The 18,070-nt window shown below is 71.8% G+C and carries 17 protein-coding genes; 6 read left to right on the forward strand and 11 right to left on the reverse strand.

Annotated features, from left to right (window positions below):
• Positions 1 to 44: 44 nt before the first annotated feature.
• Together AC2AXK_RS06235 and AC2AXK_RS06240 are read right to left on the reverse strand one after the other, a co-directional pair.
• Positions 45 to 218 (reverse strand): hypothetical protein, encoded by a 174-nt coding sequence (locus tag AC2AXK_RS06235; RefSeq protein ID WP_484344492.1) that lies wholly within the window; start codon positions 216 to 218, stop codon positions 45 to 47.
• Positions 219 to 347: 129 nt separating this feature from the next.
• On the reverse strand, positions 348 to 3,746 hold the full coding sequence (locus AC2AXK_RS06240) for a pyruvate carboxylase (protein WP_484344493.1): 3,399 nt from the start codon (positions 3,744 to 3,746) through the stop codon (positions 348 to 350).
• A gap of 214 nt (positions 3,747 to 3,960) precedes the next feature.
• Here AC2AXK_RS06240 and AC2AXK_RS06245 point away from each other — a divergent pair, with 214 nt between their 5' ends.
• Positions 3,961 to 4,734 (forward strand): ParA family protein, encoded by a 774-nt coding sequence (locus AC2AXK_RS06245; RefSeq protein WP_484344494.1) that lies wholly within the window; start codon positions 3,961 to 3,963, stop codon positions 4,732 to 4,734.
• A 1-nt stretch (position 4,735) separates the two neighbouring features.
• On the opposite strand, the gene AC2AXK_RS06250 is transcribed toward AC2AXK_RS06245, so the two are convergent.
• From AC2AXK_RS06250 to clsA, 8 genes are all read right to left on the reverse strand, one after another.
• On the reverse strand, positions 4,736 to 5,395 hold the full coding sequence (locus tag AC2AXK_RS06250; protein ID WP_484344495.1) for a MerR family transcriptional regulator: 660 nt from the start codon (positions 5,393 to 5,395) through the stop codon (positions 4,736 to 4,738).
• Positions 5,396 to 5,586: 191 nt separating this feature from the next.
• Positions 5,587 to 6,072, reverse strand: a complete 486-nt coding sequence (locus tag AC2AXK_RS06255; protein ID WP_484344496.1) for a bifunctional nuclease family protein — start codon at positions 6,070 to 6,072, stop codon at positions 5,587 to 5,589.
• A gap of 31 nt (positions 6,073 to 6,103) precedes the next feature.
• Positions 6,104 to 6,862, reverse strand: a complete 759-nt coding sequence (ftsR, locus tag AC2AXK_RS06260; RefSeq protein ID WP_484344497.1) for a transcriptional regulator FtsR — start codon at positions 6,860 to 6,862, stop codon at positions 6,104 to 6,106.
• Between the two features lie 65 nt (positions 6,863 to 6,927).
• Positions 6,928 to 7,422, reverse strand: a complete 495-nt coding sequence (locus AC2AXK_RS06265) for an FHA domain-containing protein (RefSeq protein WP_484344498.1) — start codon at positions 7,420 to 7,422, stop codon at positions 6,928 to 6,930.
• Between the two features lie 200 nt (positions 7,423 to 7,622).
• On the reverse strand, positions 7,623 to 8,354 hold the full coding sequence (locus AC2AXK_RS06270) for a DUF881 domain-containing protein (RefSeq protein ID WP_484344499.1): 732 nt from the start codon (positions 8,352 to 8,354) through the stop codon (positions 7,623 to 7,625).
• Positions 8,351 to 8,683, reverse strand: a complete 333-nt coding sequence (locus AC2AXK_RS06275; RefSeq protein WP_484344500.1) for a small basic family protein — start codon at positions 8,681 to 8,683, stop codon at positions 8,351 to 8,353. The genes AC2AXK_RS06270 and AC2AXK_RS06275 overlap by 4 nt, the downstream gene beginning before the upstream one ends.
• A 31-nt stretch (positions 8,684 to 8,714) precedes the next feature.
• Positions 8,715 to 9,596 (reverse strand): DUF881 domain-containing protein, encoded by an 882-nt coding sequence (locus AC2AXK_RS06280; RefSeq protein WP_484344501.1) that lies wholly within the window; start codon positions 9,594 to 9,596, stop codon positions 8,715 to 8,717.
• Entirely contained in the window at positions 9,593 to 10,159 is a 567-nt protein-coding gene (gene clsA, locus AC2AXK_RS06285) for a cardiolipin synthase ClsA (RefSeq protein WP_484344502.1), read from the reverse strand. Before clsA ends, AC2AXK_RS06280 begins: the two co-directional genes overlap by 4 nt.
• Positions 10,160 to 10,486: 327 nt before the next feature.
• Here clsA and AC2AXK_RS06290 point away from each other — a divergent pair, with 327 nt between their 5' ends.
• On the forward strand, positions 10,487 to 12,385 hold the full coding sequence (locus tag AC2AXK_RS06290) for a DEAD/DEAH box helicase (protein WP_484344503.1): 1,899 nt from the start codon (positions 10,487 to 10,489) through the stop codon (positions 12,383 to 12,385).
• A gap of 64 nt (positions 12,386 to 12,449) precedes the next feature.
• Here AC2AXK_RS06290 and AC2AXK_RS06295 read toward each other — a convergent pair whose 3' ends face one another.
• A complete protein-coding gene (locus tag AC2AXK_RS06295) occupies positions 12,450 to 13,520 on the reverse strand; it encodes a LacI family DNA-binding transcriptional regulator (RefSeq protein WP_484344504.1) in 1,071 nt (356 codons plus the stop codon).
• 361 nt (positions 13,521 to 13,881) lie between these two features.
• Between AC2AXK_RS06295 and AC2AXK_RS06300 the strand changes: the two genes are divergently transcribed.
• From AC2AXK_RS06300 to AC2AXK_RS06315, 4 genes are read left to right on the forward strand one after another with little or no spacing between them, the layout of a single operon-like run.
• Positions 13,882 to 14,868, forward strand: a complete 987-nt coding sequence (locus tag AC2AXK_RS06300; RefSeq protein WP_484344505.1) for a sugar phosphate isomerase/epimerase family protein — start codon at positions 13,882 to 13,884, stop codon at positions 14,866 to 14,868.
• The gene (locus AC2AXK_RS06305) at positions 14,865 to 15,785 is read left to right on the forward strand and encodes an NAD(P)-dependent oxidoreductase (RefSeq protein WP_484344506.1); all 921 of its coding nucleotides are present in this window, start codon (positions 14,865 to 14,867) and stop codon (positions 15,783 to 15,785) included. The genes AC2AXK_RS06300 and AC2AXK_RS06305 overlap by 4 nt, the downstream gene beginning before the upstream one ends.
• Entirely contained in the window at positions 15,782 to 17,572 is a 1,791-nt protein-coding gene (locus AC2AXK_RS06310) for a dihydroxyacetone kinase family protein (RefSeq protein ID WP_484344507.1), read from the forward strand. Before AC2AXK_RS06305 ends, AC2AXK_RS06310 begins: the two co-directional genes overlap by 4 nt.
• On the forward strand, positions 17,569 to 18,060 hold the full coding sequence (locus tag AC2AXK_RS06315) for a ribose-5-phosphate isomerase (protein WP_484344508.1): 492 nt from the start codon (positions 17,569 to 17,571) through the stop codon (positions 18,058 to 18,060). The genes AC2AXK_RS06310 and AC2AXK_RS06315 overlap by 4 nt, the downstream gene beginning before the upstream one ends.
• Positions 18,061 to 18,070: the final 10 nt, after the last annotated feature.

Here is an 18,070-nt window from a genome sequence, read left to right on the forward strand (position 1 = left end):
GTCCCTCGTCCTGTGTGCGGTCCGGCGCTCTCAGGCCTGGCCTCTCAGACCTGGCGCTCCTGCCGGCCGACGTCGGCGATGGCTTCCTCGGGACGCGGCGCGACGGTCTCGTCGACCTCGAGCTCCGGGACCTCGTCGAACTCGGGGTGCTGGGCGTGGAGCGCCTCCGCGACCTTCGTCGCGCGGTCGTCGTCGGGCAGTTCGGGTGTGCTGGTCATCGTGTCTCCTCCGGTCGGTCTCCCCCACCGTAGGTGCCCCGGCCCACCCGCGCGACCTGCACGGACACCCGGTCCCACACGCCTCGGGGCACGACCCGACGGGTCGTGTCCCGAGGCCCACCTTGGGCGTCAGGCGATGACGAGCACGAGGTCGCCGCCCTCGAGCTGCTGCACCGCACCGATGGCCAGCCGCTGCACCACTCCCCCGATCGGGGTGGTGATCGCTGCCTCCATCTTCATGGCCTCGACCGTCGCGACCGTCTGGCCCGCCTCGACGCGCTGGCCCTCCTGGACGACCGCTGTCACGGCCCCGGCGAACGGCGCGGCGATCTGGCCCGGCGTGCCCGGATCAGCCTTCTCCGCCGCGTCGAGGTCGACCTCGGCGTTGCGGTCGCGGATCTGGATCGGGCGGATCTGGCCGTTGAGCGTGAACATCACCGTGCGCATGCCGCGCACATCAGGCTCCCCCACGGCCTCGAGCCCGACAAGCAGACGCACGCCGCGCTCGAGAGCGATCTCGACCTCGTCGCCCGCCTGGAGACCGTAGAGGTAGCTCGACGTGTCGAGCACGCTCACGTCCCCGTAGGCCGCCTGGATCGCGAGGAACTCCTTGGTCGGACCCGCGAACAGCAGGTGGTTGAGCCGGTTCCGGCGGGCTTCCGACGATCCGTCGAGCTCGCGGCGATCCTCGTCGGACAGCGGCGTGACACCGCCGCGCACCGTCCGACCGGCGAGAGCCTTCGAGCGGAAGGGCTCGGGCCACCCACCGGGCGGGTCGCCGAGCTCACCCCCGAGGAAGGCGATGACAGAGTCCGGGATGTCGTAGTCCTGCGGGTTCTCGGCGAAGTCCGCCGGGTCCGCTCCTCGTGCCACGAGCTGGAGCGCGAGGTCGCCGACCACCTTGGACGACGGCGTCACCTTGACGAGGCGACCGAGGATCCGGTCCGCCGCGGCATACGTGGCCTCGATCTGCTCGAACTGGTCCCCCAGTCCCAGCGCGATCGCCTGCTGGCGGAGGTTCGACAGCTGTCCGCCGGGGATCTCGTGCGTGTAGACGCGCCCGGTGGGTCCTGCGAGCCCGGACTCGAACGGTGCGTAGAGCTTGCGCACCGCTTCCCAGTACGGCTCGAGGTCGCACACGGCGCGCAGCGACAGCCCGGTGTCACGCTCGGTGTGCTCGAGGCCGGCGACGAGCGCGGACATCGGCGGCTGGCTCGTCGTGCCCGCCATCGCAGCGCTCGCGACGTCGACCGCGTCGACCCCGGCCTCGACCGCGGCCATGATCGTGGCCATCTGGCCACCGGTCGTGTCGTGGGTGTGCAGGTGCACGGGAAGGTCGAAGCGCTCCCGGAGCGCGGTGACGAGTGCGGTCGCCGCGGCTGGCCGGAGGAGCCCCGCCATGTCCTTGATCGCGAGGATGTGCGCGCCGGCAGCGACGATCCGGTCCGCGAGATCCAGGTAGTAGTCGAGGGTGTAGAGCTTCTCGTCCGGGTCGAGGAGGTTGCCGGTGTAGCACAGGGCCACCTCGGCGACGGCTGTCCCGGTCGCCCGGACCGCCTCGATGGCGGGGCGCATCTGCTCGACGTCGTTGAGCGCGTCGAAGATGCGGAAGATGTCGATGCCGGTCGCGGCCGCCTCACGGACGAACGCCTCCGTCACCTCCGTCGGGTACGGCGTGTAGCCGACCGTGTTGCGACCGCGCAGCAGCATCTGCAGAGCGACGTTGGGCATCGCGGCGCGGAGCGTCGCCAGGCGGTCCCAGGGGTCCTCGCCGAGGAAGCGCAGCGCGACGTCGTACGTCGCGCCACCCCAGGCCTCGACCGAGAAGAGCTCCGGCAACTGGTGTGCCACGTACGGCGCGACGCCGGCGAGGTCGTAGGTGCGCACACGCGTCGCCAGGAGCGACTGGTGGGCGTCGCGGAACGTCGTGTCCGTGACCGCGACGGCGGTCTGCTCCCGCAGCGCTCGTGCGAAGCCCTCCGGCCCGAGCTCGAGGAGCCGCTGGCGCGAGCCGGCTGGAGCCTCGGCCGCGAGGTCAGCCGTCGGGAGCTTCGCGCGGGGCACGATCGTCGACGGCAGAGGTCCGTGCGGACGGTTCACCGTGACGTCACCGAGGAAGTTGAGGAGCTTGGTCCCGCGGTCCGCGCTCTCCCGCGCGGCGAGCAGCTCCGGACGCTCGTCGATGAACGACGTGGACAGGTGGCCCGCGACGAACTCGGCGTCCTCGAGCACCGCCTGCAGGAACGGGATGTTCGTCCGGATGCCTCGGATGCGGAACTCCGCGAGGGCCCGGCGCGCTCGGCGCACCGCCGTCGGGTAGTCCCGCCCGCGGCAGGTGAGCTTGACGAGCATCGAGTCGAAGTGGCCGGAGATCTCCGAACCAGCGGTCGCGGTGGCCCCGTCGAGGCGCACACCGGCGCCGCCCGGGGAGCGGTAGGCGACGATCCGGCCCGTGTCGGGGCGGAACCCGTTGGACGGGTCCTCCGTCGTGATCCGGGTCTGCAGGGCGGCGCCGTTGACGCGCACGTCCTCCTGACGGATGCCGAGGTCCTCGAGGGTCTCCCCCGCCGCGATGCGCATCTGGGAGGACACGAGGTCGATGTCGGTGACCTCCTCGGTCACCGTGTGCTCCACCTGGATGCGGGGGTTCATCTCGATGAACACGTGCTGGCCGGCGCGCTCCCCCACGGTGTCGAGGAGGAACTCGACGGTACCCGCGTTCTGGTAGCCGATCGACTTCGCGAACTTCACCGCGTCCGCGCACAGCGCGTCGCGGATCGCCGGGTCGAGGTCCGGCGCCGGGGCGATCTCGATGACCTTCTGGTGGCGACGCTGCACGGAGCAGTCACGCTCGAAGAGGTGGACGACGTTGCCCTGGCCGTCAGCGAGGATCTGCACCTCGATGTGCCGCGGCCGCAGGACGGCTGCCTCGAGGAACATCGTCGGGTCGCCGAACGCACTGTCGGCCTCGCGCATCGCGGCAGCCAGCGCCGCAGGAAGGTCCTCGCGGTTGTCGACGCGGCGCATCCCCCGGCCGCCACCCCCCGCGACAGCCTTCGCGAAGATGGGGAAACCCACCTCGTCCGCGGCCGCGATGAGCTCGTCGATGTCCGCCGACGGCTTGCTCGAGGCGAGGACCGGGATCCCGGCCTCACGGGCGGCCTGCAGGGCTCGAACCTTGTTCCCGGCGAGCTCGAGGACCTCGGCGGGCGGGCCCACGAACGTCAGGCCCGCCTCGACGCACGCCCGAGCGAGGTCCGGGTTCTCCGAGAGGAAGCCGTACCCGGGGTAGACGGCGTCGGCACCGGCGTCCTTGGCGACGCGGATGATCTCCTCGATGTTGAGGTACGCGCGGACGGGATGCCCGGCCTCACCGATGAGATAAGCCTCGTCCGCCTTGAGACGGTGCTCGGAATTGCGGTCCTCCTTGGGGAAGACCGCAACCGTCCGCGCCCCCATCTCGTACGCAGCACGGAACGCCCGCACGGCGATCTCTGCCCTGTTGGCAACCAGAACCTTCGAGAACACCCAGCACCTCATCACTCGTCGTGTCCGGCCAGGACCGGCCTCTTCGCCCGGCCCGGGACGGTGCAACATCGAACCCGCCGCCCCGCGCACGGTGGCGTACGCGGAAGTCGCCTGCGATCTTCCCACGCCGGGCGAGATTCCTCCTCGGATCATCCACGTATCGGTCGTCGGGGACTTGTGGGATTGCGCACATGGAGGCACTAAGGTTCGGCGGGTGGCGATCCTCGGTGTCTGCAGTCTCAAGGGAGGCGTCGGCAAGACGTCGGTGACGCTCGGCCTGGCCTCCGCCGCGATCGCCGCGGGATATCGCACGCTCGTCGTCGATCTCGACCCCCAGGCCGACAGCACGCTCGCGCTCGGCGTGACGGGGGCCGCTGCGCAGGACGTCGCCGCCGTCCTCGACAACCCCGCCGGGTACGTGCTCGAGTCGGCCCTCGCGGCCTCGGCGTGGGAACCCGATCTCCTCGAGGTGGTCGTCGGGTCGGCGGAGTCTGCGCGTCACGACGGTCCGACGCACGGACACCGGACGGGGCGGCTCGCGACTGCTCTCGCGACGGTCACCGGCTACGACCTCGTCCTCGTCGACTGCCCACCCTCGTTGGGGGGTCTCACCCGGCAGGGCCTCACCGCGTGCGAGCGTGCCCTCGTCGTCTCCGAACCCGGGCTCTTCTCCGTGACGGCGGCGTCGCGGGCGTTCCACGGGATCGACGACCTGCGCAAGGGACCAGCACCCGGCCTGCAGCCGCTGGGCGTGGTCATCAACCGGGTGCGGGCACGCTCGAGCGAGCAGGCCTTCCGCCAGGCGGAGCTGGAGACGATGTTCGGTCCGCTCGTGCTGGCTCCGGCCATCCCCGAGCGCGCCGCGCTGCAGCAGTCACAAGGAGCGGGCCGCGCCATCCACGACTGGCCGGGCCACGCGGCTGCGGAGCTCGCCACCATCTTCGACGCGCTCCTCGCCCGGGCGATGCGCGCGATGGGCGTGGGGTAGGTCAGCCCGCCGAGCGCGACTGGCGACGCAGCGCGAGCTCGTCCGGGGCTCCCGGCACCGTGTCCGGGGTGACGGAGCCGTCCGCCCCGAGCCGCTCGCGCGGGAGGGAGGCGAGCGTCCCCTCGACCTCTCGCCACACGCGGCCGACGGCGATCCCGAAGACCCCCTGGCCTCCCTGCACGAGGTCGATGACCTCGTCCGCGGACGTGCACTCGTACACCGACGCACCATCGCTCATGAGAGTGATCTGCGCGAGGTCCTCGACCCCACGTTCCCGCAGGTGGACGACAGCCGAACGGATCTGCTGCAGCGAGACGCCGGTGTCGAGCAGACGCTTGACCACCTTGAGGACGAGGATGTCGCGGAAGCTGTAGAGACGGTGCGTGCCGGATCCGCTGGCGGTCCGCACGGTCGGTTCGACGAGGCCGGTGCGCGCCCAGTAGTCGAGCTGCCGATAGGTGATGCCTGCGGCACGGCAGGCCGTCGGGCCGCGATATCCGATCGACGCGTCGAGGTTCGGCAGGTCGTCACCGAAGAGCAGGCCCTGCGTCCGCGCTCCCCGTGGGAACCCGGTGTCATCGCTACCGCTCACTCTTGCCTCCTCTGAAGCATCACCACGGGACCGTGGCACTCGCCCGGCGGCACGTGCGTCTACCTCCATGGTGACACGCGGCTCTCGGGCTGCCAGCGAACGATGAGCACCGGTCGTGCGGAGTGCTCGTGCGGCCCGGTCGGGCCAGCGAGGTTGGCGGGTCACACGCTAGGGGTCGGCCCCTCCGCGGTCAACGACCGCGGCCTCGCGGGATCCGGCGTGTCGCACCACCGACGTCGGACCCTCGACCCGGGCGTCCATCAGGGGGTGAAGTCTTCCGGAGTCACCCCGTCGAGGAACGCCCGGAACCTCTCGAGCTCCTCCACGTCGGGATCGGAGACCACCTCGAGGCCGACGAGTCCGACGACCTCGGCCGAGCAGAGCACCATGGCGTTCTGGCGGACGGCCAGAGCGATCGCGTCCGAGGCGCGAGAGTCGATCCGCGCTCCTGTGCTCAGCACGAGCTCGGCATGGAAGATGCCGTCGTGCAGCGCGACGATCTCCACATGGTCGAGGGTGACGCCCACGGCGTCGAGGACAGCACAGATGACGTCATGCGGCGTCGGGCGCGGAGCCGGGACGCCGGACTGCCCGAGTGCGATCGCCCCGGCCTCGCGTGGACCCACGACGATCGGCACGACGAGCTCCGCGTCCGCGTCGAGAAGCAGGACGACGATCTCCTCGTTGGCTGCACGACGGCGCACTCCCAGCACGTCTACGGGAACCATGGGGACGTCGTCGGACATGTCTCCACCGTACGGCCAAAGCGGACGACCGTCAGGTGGTGAGGTCCGCGACCCCCTGGCGCACCCACGCCGTGTGCAGCTGGGCGCACATCTCACCCAGCTCTGCCGCCGTGACGGAGGCACGGGCGCGGGCGGACGTCGTGTGCTGACCGCGCAACGGAGCGATGGCCTGGTCGACGAGCGAGACCTGCCTGTCCGCTGCAGAACGCAACGACCGCAGGTGCCGGGAGCCGATCCCGTGCTCGGCGAGACCAGCGGCGAGGACCGCGACCTGCCGGGCCGACGCGTCGAACTGACCGTCCGGTCCGGGCCGGAGGATGCCCGCGTCGACGAGCTCCTCGACGACGCCGACGTCCACGCCCGCGTCGTGCGCCAGCGTGGCGAGCGTCATCGACGAGGGAACGACGGCTGCCGGCTCACCGTCCCGGGTCACCAGGCGCGGGATGAGCGGCTGATCGCTTCCCGTGACCCCCGCGTCCAGCGCGGCGAGCTTGTCCTTGATGACCTTGAGCGGGAGGTAACGGTCACGCTGCTCGACGAGGACGAATCGAAGCCGCTCGATGTCCGCGGCGCTGTACTGCCGATAGCCCGCGGCAGTCCGCACGGGCTGCACGAGACCCTGCTCCTCGAGGAAGCGGAGCTTCGAGTGGCTCACCGCGGGGAACTCGACCTTGAGGCTGTTGAGCACGTCGGAGATGCGCATCGACGGCGTGCGTGAGATCCCCTGGGGCCACGTCTCCCGCTCGCCGTCCGCACGCACCGGGTCAGCAGCTCGCGGCTCAGAGCTCACGGAGGACCGCGACTCCTCACGGACCGCGGCGACGAGATCGGCGTGTCGAGAAGGACGCGCTGCGCTCACTGGCCTGCCTGCGCCTGGCCGGACTCCGACCGGGACCGGGGGCTCGGGTAGTACCGCATGCGGTACTTGCCGATCTGCACCTCGTCGTTCGCGTGCAGGACGACGGACTCGATGCGGTTGCGGTTGACGTACGTCCCGTTGAGCGACCCGACGTCACGCACGACGAAGTCCTCGCCCTCGCGGACGAACTCCGCGTGCTTGCGGGAGACCGTCACGTCGTCGAGGAAGATGTCCGAACGCTCGCTGCGACCCGCAAGGGTGCGGTCCGCATCGAGCAGGAACCGCGACCCGCCACTGTTCATGATGAGCAACGCGGAGGTCGGCGGCAGCGCCGCGACGGCCGCCTGCTGCTCCGCGCTGAGCCCGACGCCGGGCGCGTCGTCGAACCGCAGCGCCGTGCCGAAGCTGATGGTCGTGTCGCTGAACCCGTGCGGCGCCCCAGGACCAGCGGCGGCCGACCTCTCGTCGGGGGTGTCGTTGATGCTCCTCATGCCGCCTCCTAGAACGTTCGCACGCCGGGCATCATCGACCCGCCGGTCCATCGGCTTCCGTTGCGCACCACCATAGTTCGTCATCGGGTGTTTTCTGAACCGCCTCGCCGACCTCTGTGCACCGAACCGGCTGGTCAGCAGGCCGCGGGGCGGCTCGACAGCACGGCACGGGCCGCGGCCACGGATCGGTGCGGTGCGCGTCAGTCGTTCTCGACGGGCGTCGCGAACTCCGGCTCGACCGGCGTGCGCACGGACAGGATCTCGACCTGCTCGCGCTGCTTGATGCGTGTCTCGCCGCCCTTGCTCCGGATCGTCGCCATCGCACCTCCCGGGATCTCCACCGCAGGCTCCAGGGTGGAAGGATCACCGATGACCGACCACGTGTACGGCTGGTCGACGGTCTCGCCGTCGATGACGATGCCGTCACCGGCGTCCGCGAAGTAGCTCGTGGTGACCATGCGGATGCCGTTGACCTCGATGGCCTCCGCGCCCGCGTTGCGGAGCTCCTCGAGAACGTTGAACAGCTGCGCCGCCCGGATCGGCTCGCCGTCCTCGCGGATCGTGATCTCGATCCCGGGCCCCTGCGCGGGCAGCCGCCCGGACAAGATGCCCTGCGTGATCGCCGTCTGCTCGGCGAGCTCAAGAGCTGCCTGCTGGGAGTCGCTGCCCGAGCGCAGCTCGAACTCGGTGTCGCGCAGCTCCGTGGCCTCCTTCGAGAGCTCCTCGGACCGGCGTGTCACGTCGTCGAGGATCCGCACGAGGTCCGACTGGCGCAGGTTCGCGAACTCGTCCTGGCTCGTCTGGCGCAGCTGCACGACGAGGGCGAAGCCCAGCACGGCGCAGAGCAGCGCGGCGAGGATCTGGGCACGGCTCGCCCGCGGCCGCAGGACGCCCCGCAGCCGCCGCCATGCGGATTCCGGCTCGCCCGTCATGCTTTGAACAGGTGGCGGCGGATCGAGGCCGCGTTGGAGAAGATCCGGATGCCCAGGACCACGACGACGCCCGTGGAGAGCTGACTCCCGACACCGAGCTGGTCACCGAGGAACACGATGAGGGCAGCGACGACGACGTTCGACAGGAACGAGACAAGGAAGACCTTGTCGTCGAACAGTCCGTCGAGCAGTGCCCGCAGACCACCGAAGAGCGCGTCCAGGGCAGCGACCACAGCGATGGGCAGGTACGGCTGGAGATAGACCGGGACGGTCGGCTCGAGGAACAGCCCCACCGCCACCCCGATGATCAGTCCGAGGACCGGTATCACTGTGCACTCCCCCGCAACGTCGGATTCACGGTCAATTATCCCCGCCCGCGACCTGTGCGTAGAACAGTACCGTCGCGCTGCCCGCAGGAAGAGTGAGCTCGTCGCTCGGCGAGACCTTCGTCGTGATGCCGAACCCGCCGCGCAACGCTTCCATCTGTGTCGCCGCCGTCGACCTCGCATACCCCGTCTCGAGCGCGTTGCGGTCCCCCACGGCGGTGATCTCGTAGGGCGAGCTCACCCCCACGAGGTCGACGAGGATGACCTGGCCAGCGCTGCGGATCGCGGTCGTCGGCGTCAGACGGTGCCCGTCGACGGCAACGGCCTCGGCGCCGCTGGCCCAGAGCGCGTTGACGACCTGCTGGAGGTCCTGGTCCTGGACGTAACCGCGGGGGTCGTCGACGGCGTCCGGGCCGTCGTTGACGGTGACCGTGAGTCCCGGTCCTGTGACGGCGACGCTGCCCGTCGCGAGGGCGTCGCGTTCGAGGAGCTCGAGGAGCTCTGGGTCCTGCGTGGCGAGCACTGCGGCCTGCAGCGAGTCGATCTCAGCGCGGAGCTGGGCGTTGCGCGCGCTCGTGGCCTCGACCTCGGTGCGACGCTCGACGATCTCCTGCTCGAGCAGGGTCCGCGCGGCGAGCACGGAGGGCTGTGGTGCGCGGAGCTGGACGGCAGCGCTGGCTGTCGCGAACCCGAGAACCACCGCCAGCGCGAGCAGGCCCGCGGCCGCTGCCCGGGACCGGGGGGCGTCACCGCCCCGGGCGCGGCGCCGCGCGGCGTGCGCGTAGCTCGGGTCGAGAGGGCGGAGCATGACCTCGTTGAGCAAGGTCATCGACGCGTCGACGGGGGGCCGCGACCCCTGCGGCTCCTGCGGCTCCTGCGCGCTCCGTCGTCCCTCGCTCACGGTGTGCTCGCTCACGGCGTGATCGCCGGCTCACGCAGCAGCGGGAGCGCCTGCTGGACGTACAACGCGCCCGCATACCAGTAGAGGCCGACCCCCCACAGCGCGAAGGCCCATCCCAGCACGGACGCGACGACGCCCACCGCGCCGGTCGACTCCGCCAGCAGCAGGAGCGGGAAGGCGTACAGCAGGGCGAACGTCGCGGCCTTACCGACGATGTTCACCGGGAGCGGGCCGTGCCCGCGACGGGCGAGCCCCGGCGCCAGCGCGAGCAGGAGAAGGTCGCGCGAGACGATGACCACGACGAGCCACACCGGGACGATGTCCCGCCAGGCGAGCGCCACGAGGGTGACGAGGATGAAGAGGCGGTCCGCAGCCGGGTCGAGCATCTGCCCGAGCCGCGACACCTGATCGAGGCGACGCGCCGCGACGCCGTCGAGCCAGTCCGTGAACCCGGACACCGCCAGCACGACGAGGGCCCACACGTCGTGCCCCTGGACGATGAGGACCGCGAAGACGGGGACGAGCGCGAGGCGCAGGAGGCTGATGACGTTCGGGACTGTCAGGACACGGCTGCTCACGTGCTGCACTGGCGCCACGCCCGACCTCACATCTGTCGTCCCGGTCCCCCGTGGGGAGATCACGCCCATCTTAGGCCGGGACGTGCGGGGGGCGGCACGAGGAGTGCGTGGCGCGCCTGTGTTCCAGGTCACCAGGGGGGTGCTCGCGTCGGGGGACGGGGCGCGCTAGGCTTGCACAACTCCACGGAGTTTGTCGCAAGTCCCGCGTGTACGTGTGTCAGTGGCCGCCAGCGGCCCAGTGTGTGTTTTCGGGATAGCGACGCCGGATCGACCCAGCACGAGGGTCGACCACCGCTCCACCAACACCACTGAATGGTTGGCTTCTTCATGACGTCTTCGGACATCTCTGTGCCCACGCACGCCCTCAGCACGCCCGTCGAGACCGCCGCACCCGTGGCCACCCCGGAGCTTGCTCCCGCGGTGACGTTCGCGGACCTCGGCCTTCCGGCCCCGCTCCTCCAGGCCGTTCTCGACCTCGGGTTCACCACGCCGTCGCTCATCCAGGAGCAGGCCATCCCGGCCCTCCTCGCCGGCAACGACATCACCGGTGTCGCCCAGACCGGTACCGGCAAGACGGCAGCCTTCGGCCTCCCGATGCTCGCCGCCATCGACCCGAACCTCCGTCAGACGCAGGCACTCGTCCTCGCGCCGACGCGTGAGCTCGCGATGCAGGTGGCCGAGGCGATCGAGTCGTTCGCCAAGCACCTCCCCGGCCTCGAGGTCGTCCCCGTCTACGGCGGCGCGCCCTACCAGACCCAGGTCCGTTCCCTCCAGCGCGGTGCGCAGGTCGTCGTCGGAACGCCCGGTCGCGTCATCGACCACCTCGAGCGCGGCACCCTCAAGCTCGAGGGCATCCGCTTCCTCGTCCTCGACGAGGCGGACGAGATGCTGCGGATGGGCTTCGCCGAGGACGTCGAGAAGGTCTTCGGCGCGGCGCCGGTCGAGCGCCAGGTCGCCCTGTTCTCGGCGACCATGCCGCCCCAGATCCGCCGCGTCGCCCAGCACCACCTGCGTCAGCCGATCGAGATCGCCGTCTCGCGTCAGTCCTCCACCGTCACGGCCGTCACGCAGCAGTTCGCCGTCGTGCCGTTCCGTCACAAGATCGGGTCGCTCGTCCGCGTGCTGGCGACGTCCGACGCCGACGCTGCGATCGTCTTCTGCCGCACCCGTGGCGCAGCGGAAGAGGTGGGCAGCGCGCTCATCGAGCGCGGGATCTCCGCCGCGACGATCTCTGGTGACGTGGCACAGAAGGACCGCGAGAAGATCGTCGAGCGCCTGCGTGCTGGTTCGCTCGACGTCCTCGTCGCGACGGACGTCGCTGCGCGTGGTCTCGACGTCGACCGCCTCGGGCTCGTCGTGAACTTCGACATCCCGGGCGAGCCCGAGGCGTACGTGCACCGCATCGGCCGCACCGGCCGCGCCGGGCGCACCGGCGTCGCACTGTCCTTCGTCACGCCGAGCGAGCGTGGTCGCCTCAAGTCGATCGAGCGGACGATCCGTCAGCAGCTCGTCGAGATCGAGATCCCCTCCCCCGCCGACGTCTCCGCCTACAAGGTCCGCAGCGCACTGAGCAAGGTGACCGAGCGCCTCGAGGCCGGCCGTCTGTCGATGTACCGCGACCTCGTCCGCGAGTTCGTCGAGGCCAACGGCACGGACCCGATGGAGCTCGCCGCCGTGCTCGCGGCCCTGTCCGTCGGTGACGACGGCCCCAAGGCACGTGCCGAGGAGGAGCTCTTCGAGGCGCAGCGCGCCGAGGCCCGCGACACCCGCAAGCGGGACATGGAGCGGGGCAACGACCGTGACCGCGGTCCCCGCCGCGACAACGACTCGCGCGCACCGCGGGGCGCTCGTCGCGACGTCGCCGGGACGCGGTACCGCCTCGCGGTGGGCCACACGCACGGCGCCCAGCCGAGCGGGATCGTCGGCGCGCTGACGAACGAGGGCGGCCTCGCCGGGAAGGACCTCGGCAAGATCGACATCTTCCCGAGCTTCTCGCTCGTCGACATCGCCGCCCCGCTCGACACCGCCACGATGGACCGCATCTCGCGGGCACGTGTCGCCGGCAAGGCGCTGCGGATCACCGTCGACGAGGGTGGGCCCGTCTCCCGCGCCCCGCGCGCCGGCGGCCGGGACTCCGGACCCAGCTCGTCCTTCTCGGGCCCGCGGAACAGCGCGCCGTCGACGCGCCGTGACGACCGCAAGCCGCGTACGCACGCCGCGTACTGAGCACCGAGAGCTCGACGCACGACCCGACGCTCGTCGGTAGACCACGCACGACGCCCGGCCGGGATCACCTGGCCGGGCGTCGTGCGTGTGCCGTCGACGCCCGGACGACGAGCGTCGTGGCGAGCTCGAAGTGGTGGGTCTCCGGACGCGTGCCGTCAGCGATGTTCAGCAAGGTCTGCACCGCCTGGCGGCCCATCTCCCGCATGGGCTGGCGTACCGTCGTCAGCTGCGGGAAGGTCCAGACCGCGAGCGGTGTGTCGTCGAAGCCGACGATGCTCAGGTCCTCCGGCAGGCGCATCCCGCGTTTGTGCGCTGCCTCCATGACTCCGAGCGCGGACGTGTCCGAGCCCGTGACGATGGCTGTCGGCGGCTCGGGCAGGTCGAGCAGGGCCTCACCCATGGCTCGTCCGTCCTCGTAGCTGAACCCCTCGTGGCGGACGAGCGCGCGGTCCACGTCCTGACCCCACGTCGTCAACGCCGCCATGTGCCCGTGCAGCCGGTGCCCGCCGGGGCGCGACTCGGGCCGCCCGCCGGCGAAGCCGATCCGGCGGTGCCCGAGCTCGAGCAGGTGCTCGGTCGCCTGCATGCCCCCGGCCCAGTTGGTCGCGCTGACGCTGATGATCCCCTCGGTCGACTCCGACCCGGTGCTCACCGGGTCGATGACGACGAGCTGGAGGCCCGCGTCCGCGCACGCCTGCACCTGCGCGCGGGTCAGCGCGGTCGTCACCCCGATGACGCCCACGTGCCCCTGACGTGCCAGCGACCGGAACCATTCGGGGCGCAGCTCCCCGATCCCGGTCTCGCCGCTCACGTCCGTGCCGCGCGCTCCGGGAACGTGGGTGACGACGATGTCCACGTCCTGTTCCGCTCCGGCGCTCAGCAGACCCGACAGCACCTGCGCCGCGTACGGGTCGACGACGGCCGAGAAGACGACCGAGACGGACCGCCGGTGCTGCGCGACGCGGCTGCCGGTGGTCGGGGCGTAGTCGAGCTCAGCGATGGCGACCAGAACCCGCTCGCGGGTGGCGGCTGCGACGTCGCGGCGCCCGTTGAGGACCTTGGAGGCGGTCGCCTTGGAGACCCCGGCGGCCCGGGCCACGGCGTCGAGCGTGGGGCGAGAGGTGCGCTGCGTCATGCGAGGACTCGTCTCTCCGGCGGGCGAGGAAGTATCGAAACATTTTCAGGCACAGTCTACGAGTGCCACGGTGCAGGCTACGCCCTTTCGCGTAGTTGACCCGCCGCACCCGGGCGCCTAGTCTCAAAGCCGGACGACGCCATGAGTCGAAACAGATTCGGCACCGGCCCGACGACGGGCTCCTGGCCGCCGCCTCCATCCGTCAACGTCGACACCGGGAGCCGCATGAGCAGTCGTCGAGTCCCCGGACGCCGCCGCGCAGACCCCACCGAGGTGGGCCCTCGTCTCCACTGACCGCAGCCCGCGCCGAATCCCCGCCTGCCCGACAGACTCAGCACCACCCCCGCACGCGACCACCGGAGTGATCACCATCAGCGACCTCGACCCCGCCTTCCCCAGCGCCGAGTGGCCCATCGCGGCCGCGATGCTGCCGTTCCCGTCCGCGCAGGACGCCACCGCCGACACCTGGCACGACCACCTCGCCGAGGTCGCGTTCGAGGGATTCACCGAGGTCGACGTGACGGACTCCTGGGTCCGCGTCGGTGACCTGGAGCCCTCTCGGCTCACCGAGCTGGCCGACGTGCTGCGCCACACGGGCCTGCGCCCCGAAGCGGTCTCAGCGATCCGCCGCAGCGTCATCGACCCCGAGACCGGCGACGACAACCTCGCCTACTCGCACCGCACGATCGATGCCGCAGCCGAGCTCGGCTGCTCCGTCGTGAGCGTCGGCCTGCACCGACCGCTCACCGCTGCCCAGCGTGAGGTGCTGTGGTTCTGGACGATCGACGGGCCGCGCGACGACGACTCCGCCGAGACCTGGCAGCTCGCGGTGACCCGTCTGCGTGAGCTCGGCGAGCACGCCGCCGACGCCGGCGTCGCGCTGTCCCTCGAGATGTACGAGGACACGCTCCTGGGCTCCGCGCAGTCCGCGGTGCGCCTCGTCAACGACATCGCGCACCCGTCCGTCGGCCTCAACCCCGACCTCGGCAACCTCTTCCGTCTGCACCGCGACATCGAGGGCTTCGCCGCAGCGGTCGAGGCCTGCCTGCCCGTCTCGAACTACTGGCACGTGAAGAACTACCACCGCGACACCGACCCGTCGGGCGCGGTCGTCGCCGTCCCGGCCCCGATGTACGCGGGATCGATGAACTACCGGCAGGCGATCAAGACGGCGCTCGACGTCGGGTTCTCCGGGGCATTCTGTGTCGAGCACTACGGCGGCGACGGCCTGTCCGTCATGGCCGAGAACCGCACCTACCTGCGCAAGATCCTCGCCGTCGCCACCGGTGAGGTCGCCCGGGCCAGCCGCGCGGGCGAGCAGGTCACGTTCGCCGGAGGTGCCCGATGAGCGCCCGCGTCGCGGTCCTCGGCCTCGGTGCGATGGGCCTGCCCATGGCCACGCACCTCGCCCGCACGTACGACGTCGTCGCGTTCGACATCAGCGCCGAGCGCCTGCGGCTCGCGCAGGCGGCGGGCGTGAGCCCCGCCGACTCCCCCGCGCAGGCCTGCAGCGACGCCGACGTCGTCCTCATCGGGGTCCGGGACGCCGCCCAGCTCGAGCAGGCCCTGTTCGGCGACGCCGGTGCAGCGCAGACGCTGCCTGCCGGCGCCGTCGTCGTGCTCACCTCGACGGTCGGCGTCGACGCCGCTCGCGCCGCCGAGGCCCGCCTGGCCGTGGGCGGGGTGCACCTCGTGGACGCGCCCGTCAGCGGTGGCCCCGTCCGCGCCGGACAGGGAGACCTGCTCATCATGGTCGGCGCGCCCGACGAGGCCGTGGACCGCGCCCGCGCGGTGCTCGGGTCGCTCGCGTCGACCCTCACGGTCGCCGGCGCCCGGGTGGGCGACGGACAGATGCTCAAGACCGTCAACCAGCTGCTGTGCGGCATCCACACCGCTGCCGCGGCGGAGGCGCTCGCCCTCGCGCACGCCCTGGGGCTCGACCTCGACGCGACGATCGAGGTGCTCGGCAAGGGGGCCGCTGCGTCGTTCATGCTCGCCGACCGCGGTCCGCGCATCGCGCAGCAGCTCACCGGCCAGCGGCCGGAGCTCCGCTCCCGCCTCGACGTCATCTCCAAGGACATGGGCATCGTCGCGCGCCTCGCCCGGGAGGCGCACGTGGCCACCCCGGTCGCGTCCGCCGCCGAACAGCTCTACCTGCTCGGCGAGGCACGCGGGCTCGCGGCGTCCGACGACTCCATCATCGCGACCACGCTGTCCGCCCCGGTCGCGGTGGACCCCACCGCGACCACGGAGGGCCGGTCATGAGCGTCCTGTCGAACGACCCGGCGCAGTTCGCGGACGAGGCGCTGCGCGGGTTCGCCGACGCCTACTCGGACGTCGTCACGCTCGTCCCCGGCGGCGTCGTCCGGGCAACCGCCACCCCGTCGGGCAAGGTCGCCGTCGTCGTCGGTGGAGGCTCGGGGCACTACCCCGCGTTCAGCGGGCTCGTCGGACCCGGGTTCGCCGACGGCGCCGTCGTGGGCAACATCTTCACGTCACCGTCGGCCGACGACGCCGCCTCGGTCGCCCGCAGTGCCGCGTCCGACGCCGGCGTGCTCATGCTCACCGGCAACTACGCCGGGGACGTCATGAACTTCGGCCTCGCGCAGCGACGCCTCACCGGCGAGGGCATCGACGCGCGCTACCTCGTCGTCACCGACGACATCGCCAGCGCACCGGCCGGCCAGGAGGACAAGCGCCGCGGGATCGCCGGCGACCTCACGGTCTTCAAGGTGGCCGCGGCCGCCGCGGAGGCCGGGTACGACCTCGACGAGGTCGAGCGGGCGGCCCAGCACGCGAACGCGCGCACCCGCACGCTCGGCGTCGCCTTCGACGGGTGCACGTTGCCCGGGGCCGACGAGCCCCTGTTCACCGTCGCGGAGGGCTCGATGGGCCTCGGTGTCGGCATCCACGGCGAGCCCGGCATCGGCGAGAGCCCCATGCCGACCGCGGCGGAGCTGGCCGCGGTGCTCGTCGAGCGCGTGCTCGCCGAGGCGCCGGAGCCCGGCCCCGCGCGCGCCGCCGTCGTGCTCAACGGACTCGGTCGCACGAAGTACGAGGAGCTGTTCGTCGTCTGGTCCACCGTCGCGCCGCTGCTGCGCGAGGCGGGCGTGACGATCGTCGCGCCCGACGTCGGCGAGCTCGTGACGAGCCTCGACATGGCGGGCTGCTCCCTCACGCTCATGTGGCTCGACGACGAGCTCGAGCAGCTGTGGACGGCACCCGCCGCGGCACCCGCGTACCGCAAGGGCCGGGTGACGGACGTCGCCGGACGCGGACCTGTGCGGGACGAGGCGGACGCAGTGGCCGCAGCCGCGCCGCCAGCCGCCGCCGTCGTGCCCGCCAGCGAGGACGGCCGCGCGCACGCCGTCGCCCTCCTCGCGGGGATGGACCGCGCCGTGACCGCGCTGGCGGACGCCGAGACGACGCTCGGTCGGCTGGACTCCTTCGCCGGCGACGGTGACCACGGCCGCGGGATGGTGCGGGGCAGCTCCGCTGCGCTCGCCGCCGCACGCGAGGTCGTCGAGGCGGGCGGTGCCCCCGGGGAGATGCTCACCCGCGCCGGACAGGCATGGTCGAGCCGCGCGGGTGGCACGTCCGGCGTCCTGTGGGGCGCCATGCTCGAGGCCGCGGCAGCCGTCGTCCCCGACGACGCCGCGACGTGGAGACGGTGGGACACCGACGCAGCCGGTGTCCTCGCCGACGCCGTGGGCGCGGCGATCGACGCGATGCGCACGCTCGGCAAGGCGGAGCCCGGCGACAAGACGATGCTCGACGCCCTCGGACCGTTCCACGAGGCGCTCGTCGCCAGCGCGACCGGCGCACCGGGCGGCGACGTCAGCTCCACGTGGTCGGATGCCGCCGCGCGTGCCACACAGGCCGCGGAGGCCACCGCTGCGCTGCGTCCCCGGCTCGGTCGGGCCCGCCCGCTCGCAGAGCAGAGCGTCGGCCACCCCGACCCCGGTGCCGTCTCGTTGGCCCTCATCGCGACCGCGGTGACGAGCACGTCGGGCAGCGACCCCCGATCCACCACCCCCCAGGAGGACGCATGACCGACAAGCTCCGGATCGTCGTCGGCAGTGACGACGCCGGCCTCACCCTCAAGGACCTCATCAAGGCCGCCCTGGAGAACGACGACCGCGTCGAGGTCGTGGCGGACGTCGGCGTGCAGGCGGACGAGGAGACGGCGTACCCGCACGTCGCCGTCTCCGCGGCACGCCAGGTGGCCGCCGGTGACGCCGACCGCGCGCTGCTCGTGTGCGGCACGGGCCTGGGCGTCGCGATCGCCGCGAACAAGGTCCCCGGCGTCCGCGCGGTGACCGCGCACGACAGCTATTCCGTCGAGCGCGCGGTGCTCTCCAACGACGCGCAGGTGCTGTGCCTCGGCCAGCGTGTCATCGGCACCGAGCTCGCGTTGCGCCTCGTGAAGGAGTGGGTCGGGTACCGCTTCGACACGGCGTCCGCGTCAGCCGCCAAGGTCGCCGCGATCGGCGAGTACGAGACCGGGGCCCCCGACTCCGGGTCCACGGGCGCCTGCTGACCGTCGGTTC

The sequence above is a fragment of the Sanguibacter sp. Z6_81 genome (genome assembly GCF_057180625.1).

Coding starts and splice junctions, on each gene's coding strand:
- AC2AXK_RS06235 (WP_484344492.1), bottom strand. CDS start 218: ATGACCAGCACACCCGAACTGCCCGACGACGACCGCGCGACGAAGGTC.
- AC2AXK_RS06250 (WP_484344495.1), bottom strand. CDS start 5,395: ATGGAGGTAGACGCACGTGCCGCCGGGCGAGTGCCACGGTCCCGTGGT.
- AC2AXK_RS06255 (WP_484344496.1), bottom strand. CDS start 6,072: ATGTCCGACGACGTCCCCATGGTTCCCGTAGACGTGCTGGGAGTGCGC.
- AC2AXK_RS06265 (WP_484344498.1), bottom strand. CDS start 7,422: ATGAGGAGCATCAACGACACCCCCGACGAGAGGTCGGCCGCCGCTGGT.
- AC2AXK_RS06270 (WP_484344499.1), bottom strand. CDS start 8,354: ATGACGGGCGAGCCGGAATCCGCATGGCGGCGGCTGCGGGGCGTCCTG.
- AC2AXK_RS06290 (WP_484344503.1), top strand. CDS start 10,487: ATGACGTCTTCGGACATCTCTGTGCCCACGCACGCCCTCAGCACGCCC.
- AC2AXK_RS06295 (WP_484344504.1), bottom strand. CDS start 13,520: ATGACGCAGCGCACCTCTCGCCCCACGCTCGACGCCGTGGCCCGGGCC.
- AC2AXK_RS06305 (WP_484344506.1), top strand. CDS start 14,865: ATGAGCGCCCGCGTCGCGGTCCTCGGCCTCGGTGCGATGGGCCTGCCC.
- AC2AXK_RS06310 (WP_484344507.1), top strand. CDS start 15,782: ATGAGCGTCCTGTCGAACGACCCGGCGCAGTTCGCGGACGAGGCGCTG.
- AC2AXK_RS06315 (WP_484344508.1), top strand. CDS start 17,569: ATGACCGACAAGCTCCGGATCGTCGTCGGCAGTGACGACGCCGGCCTC.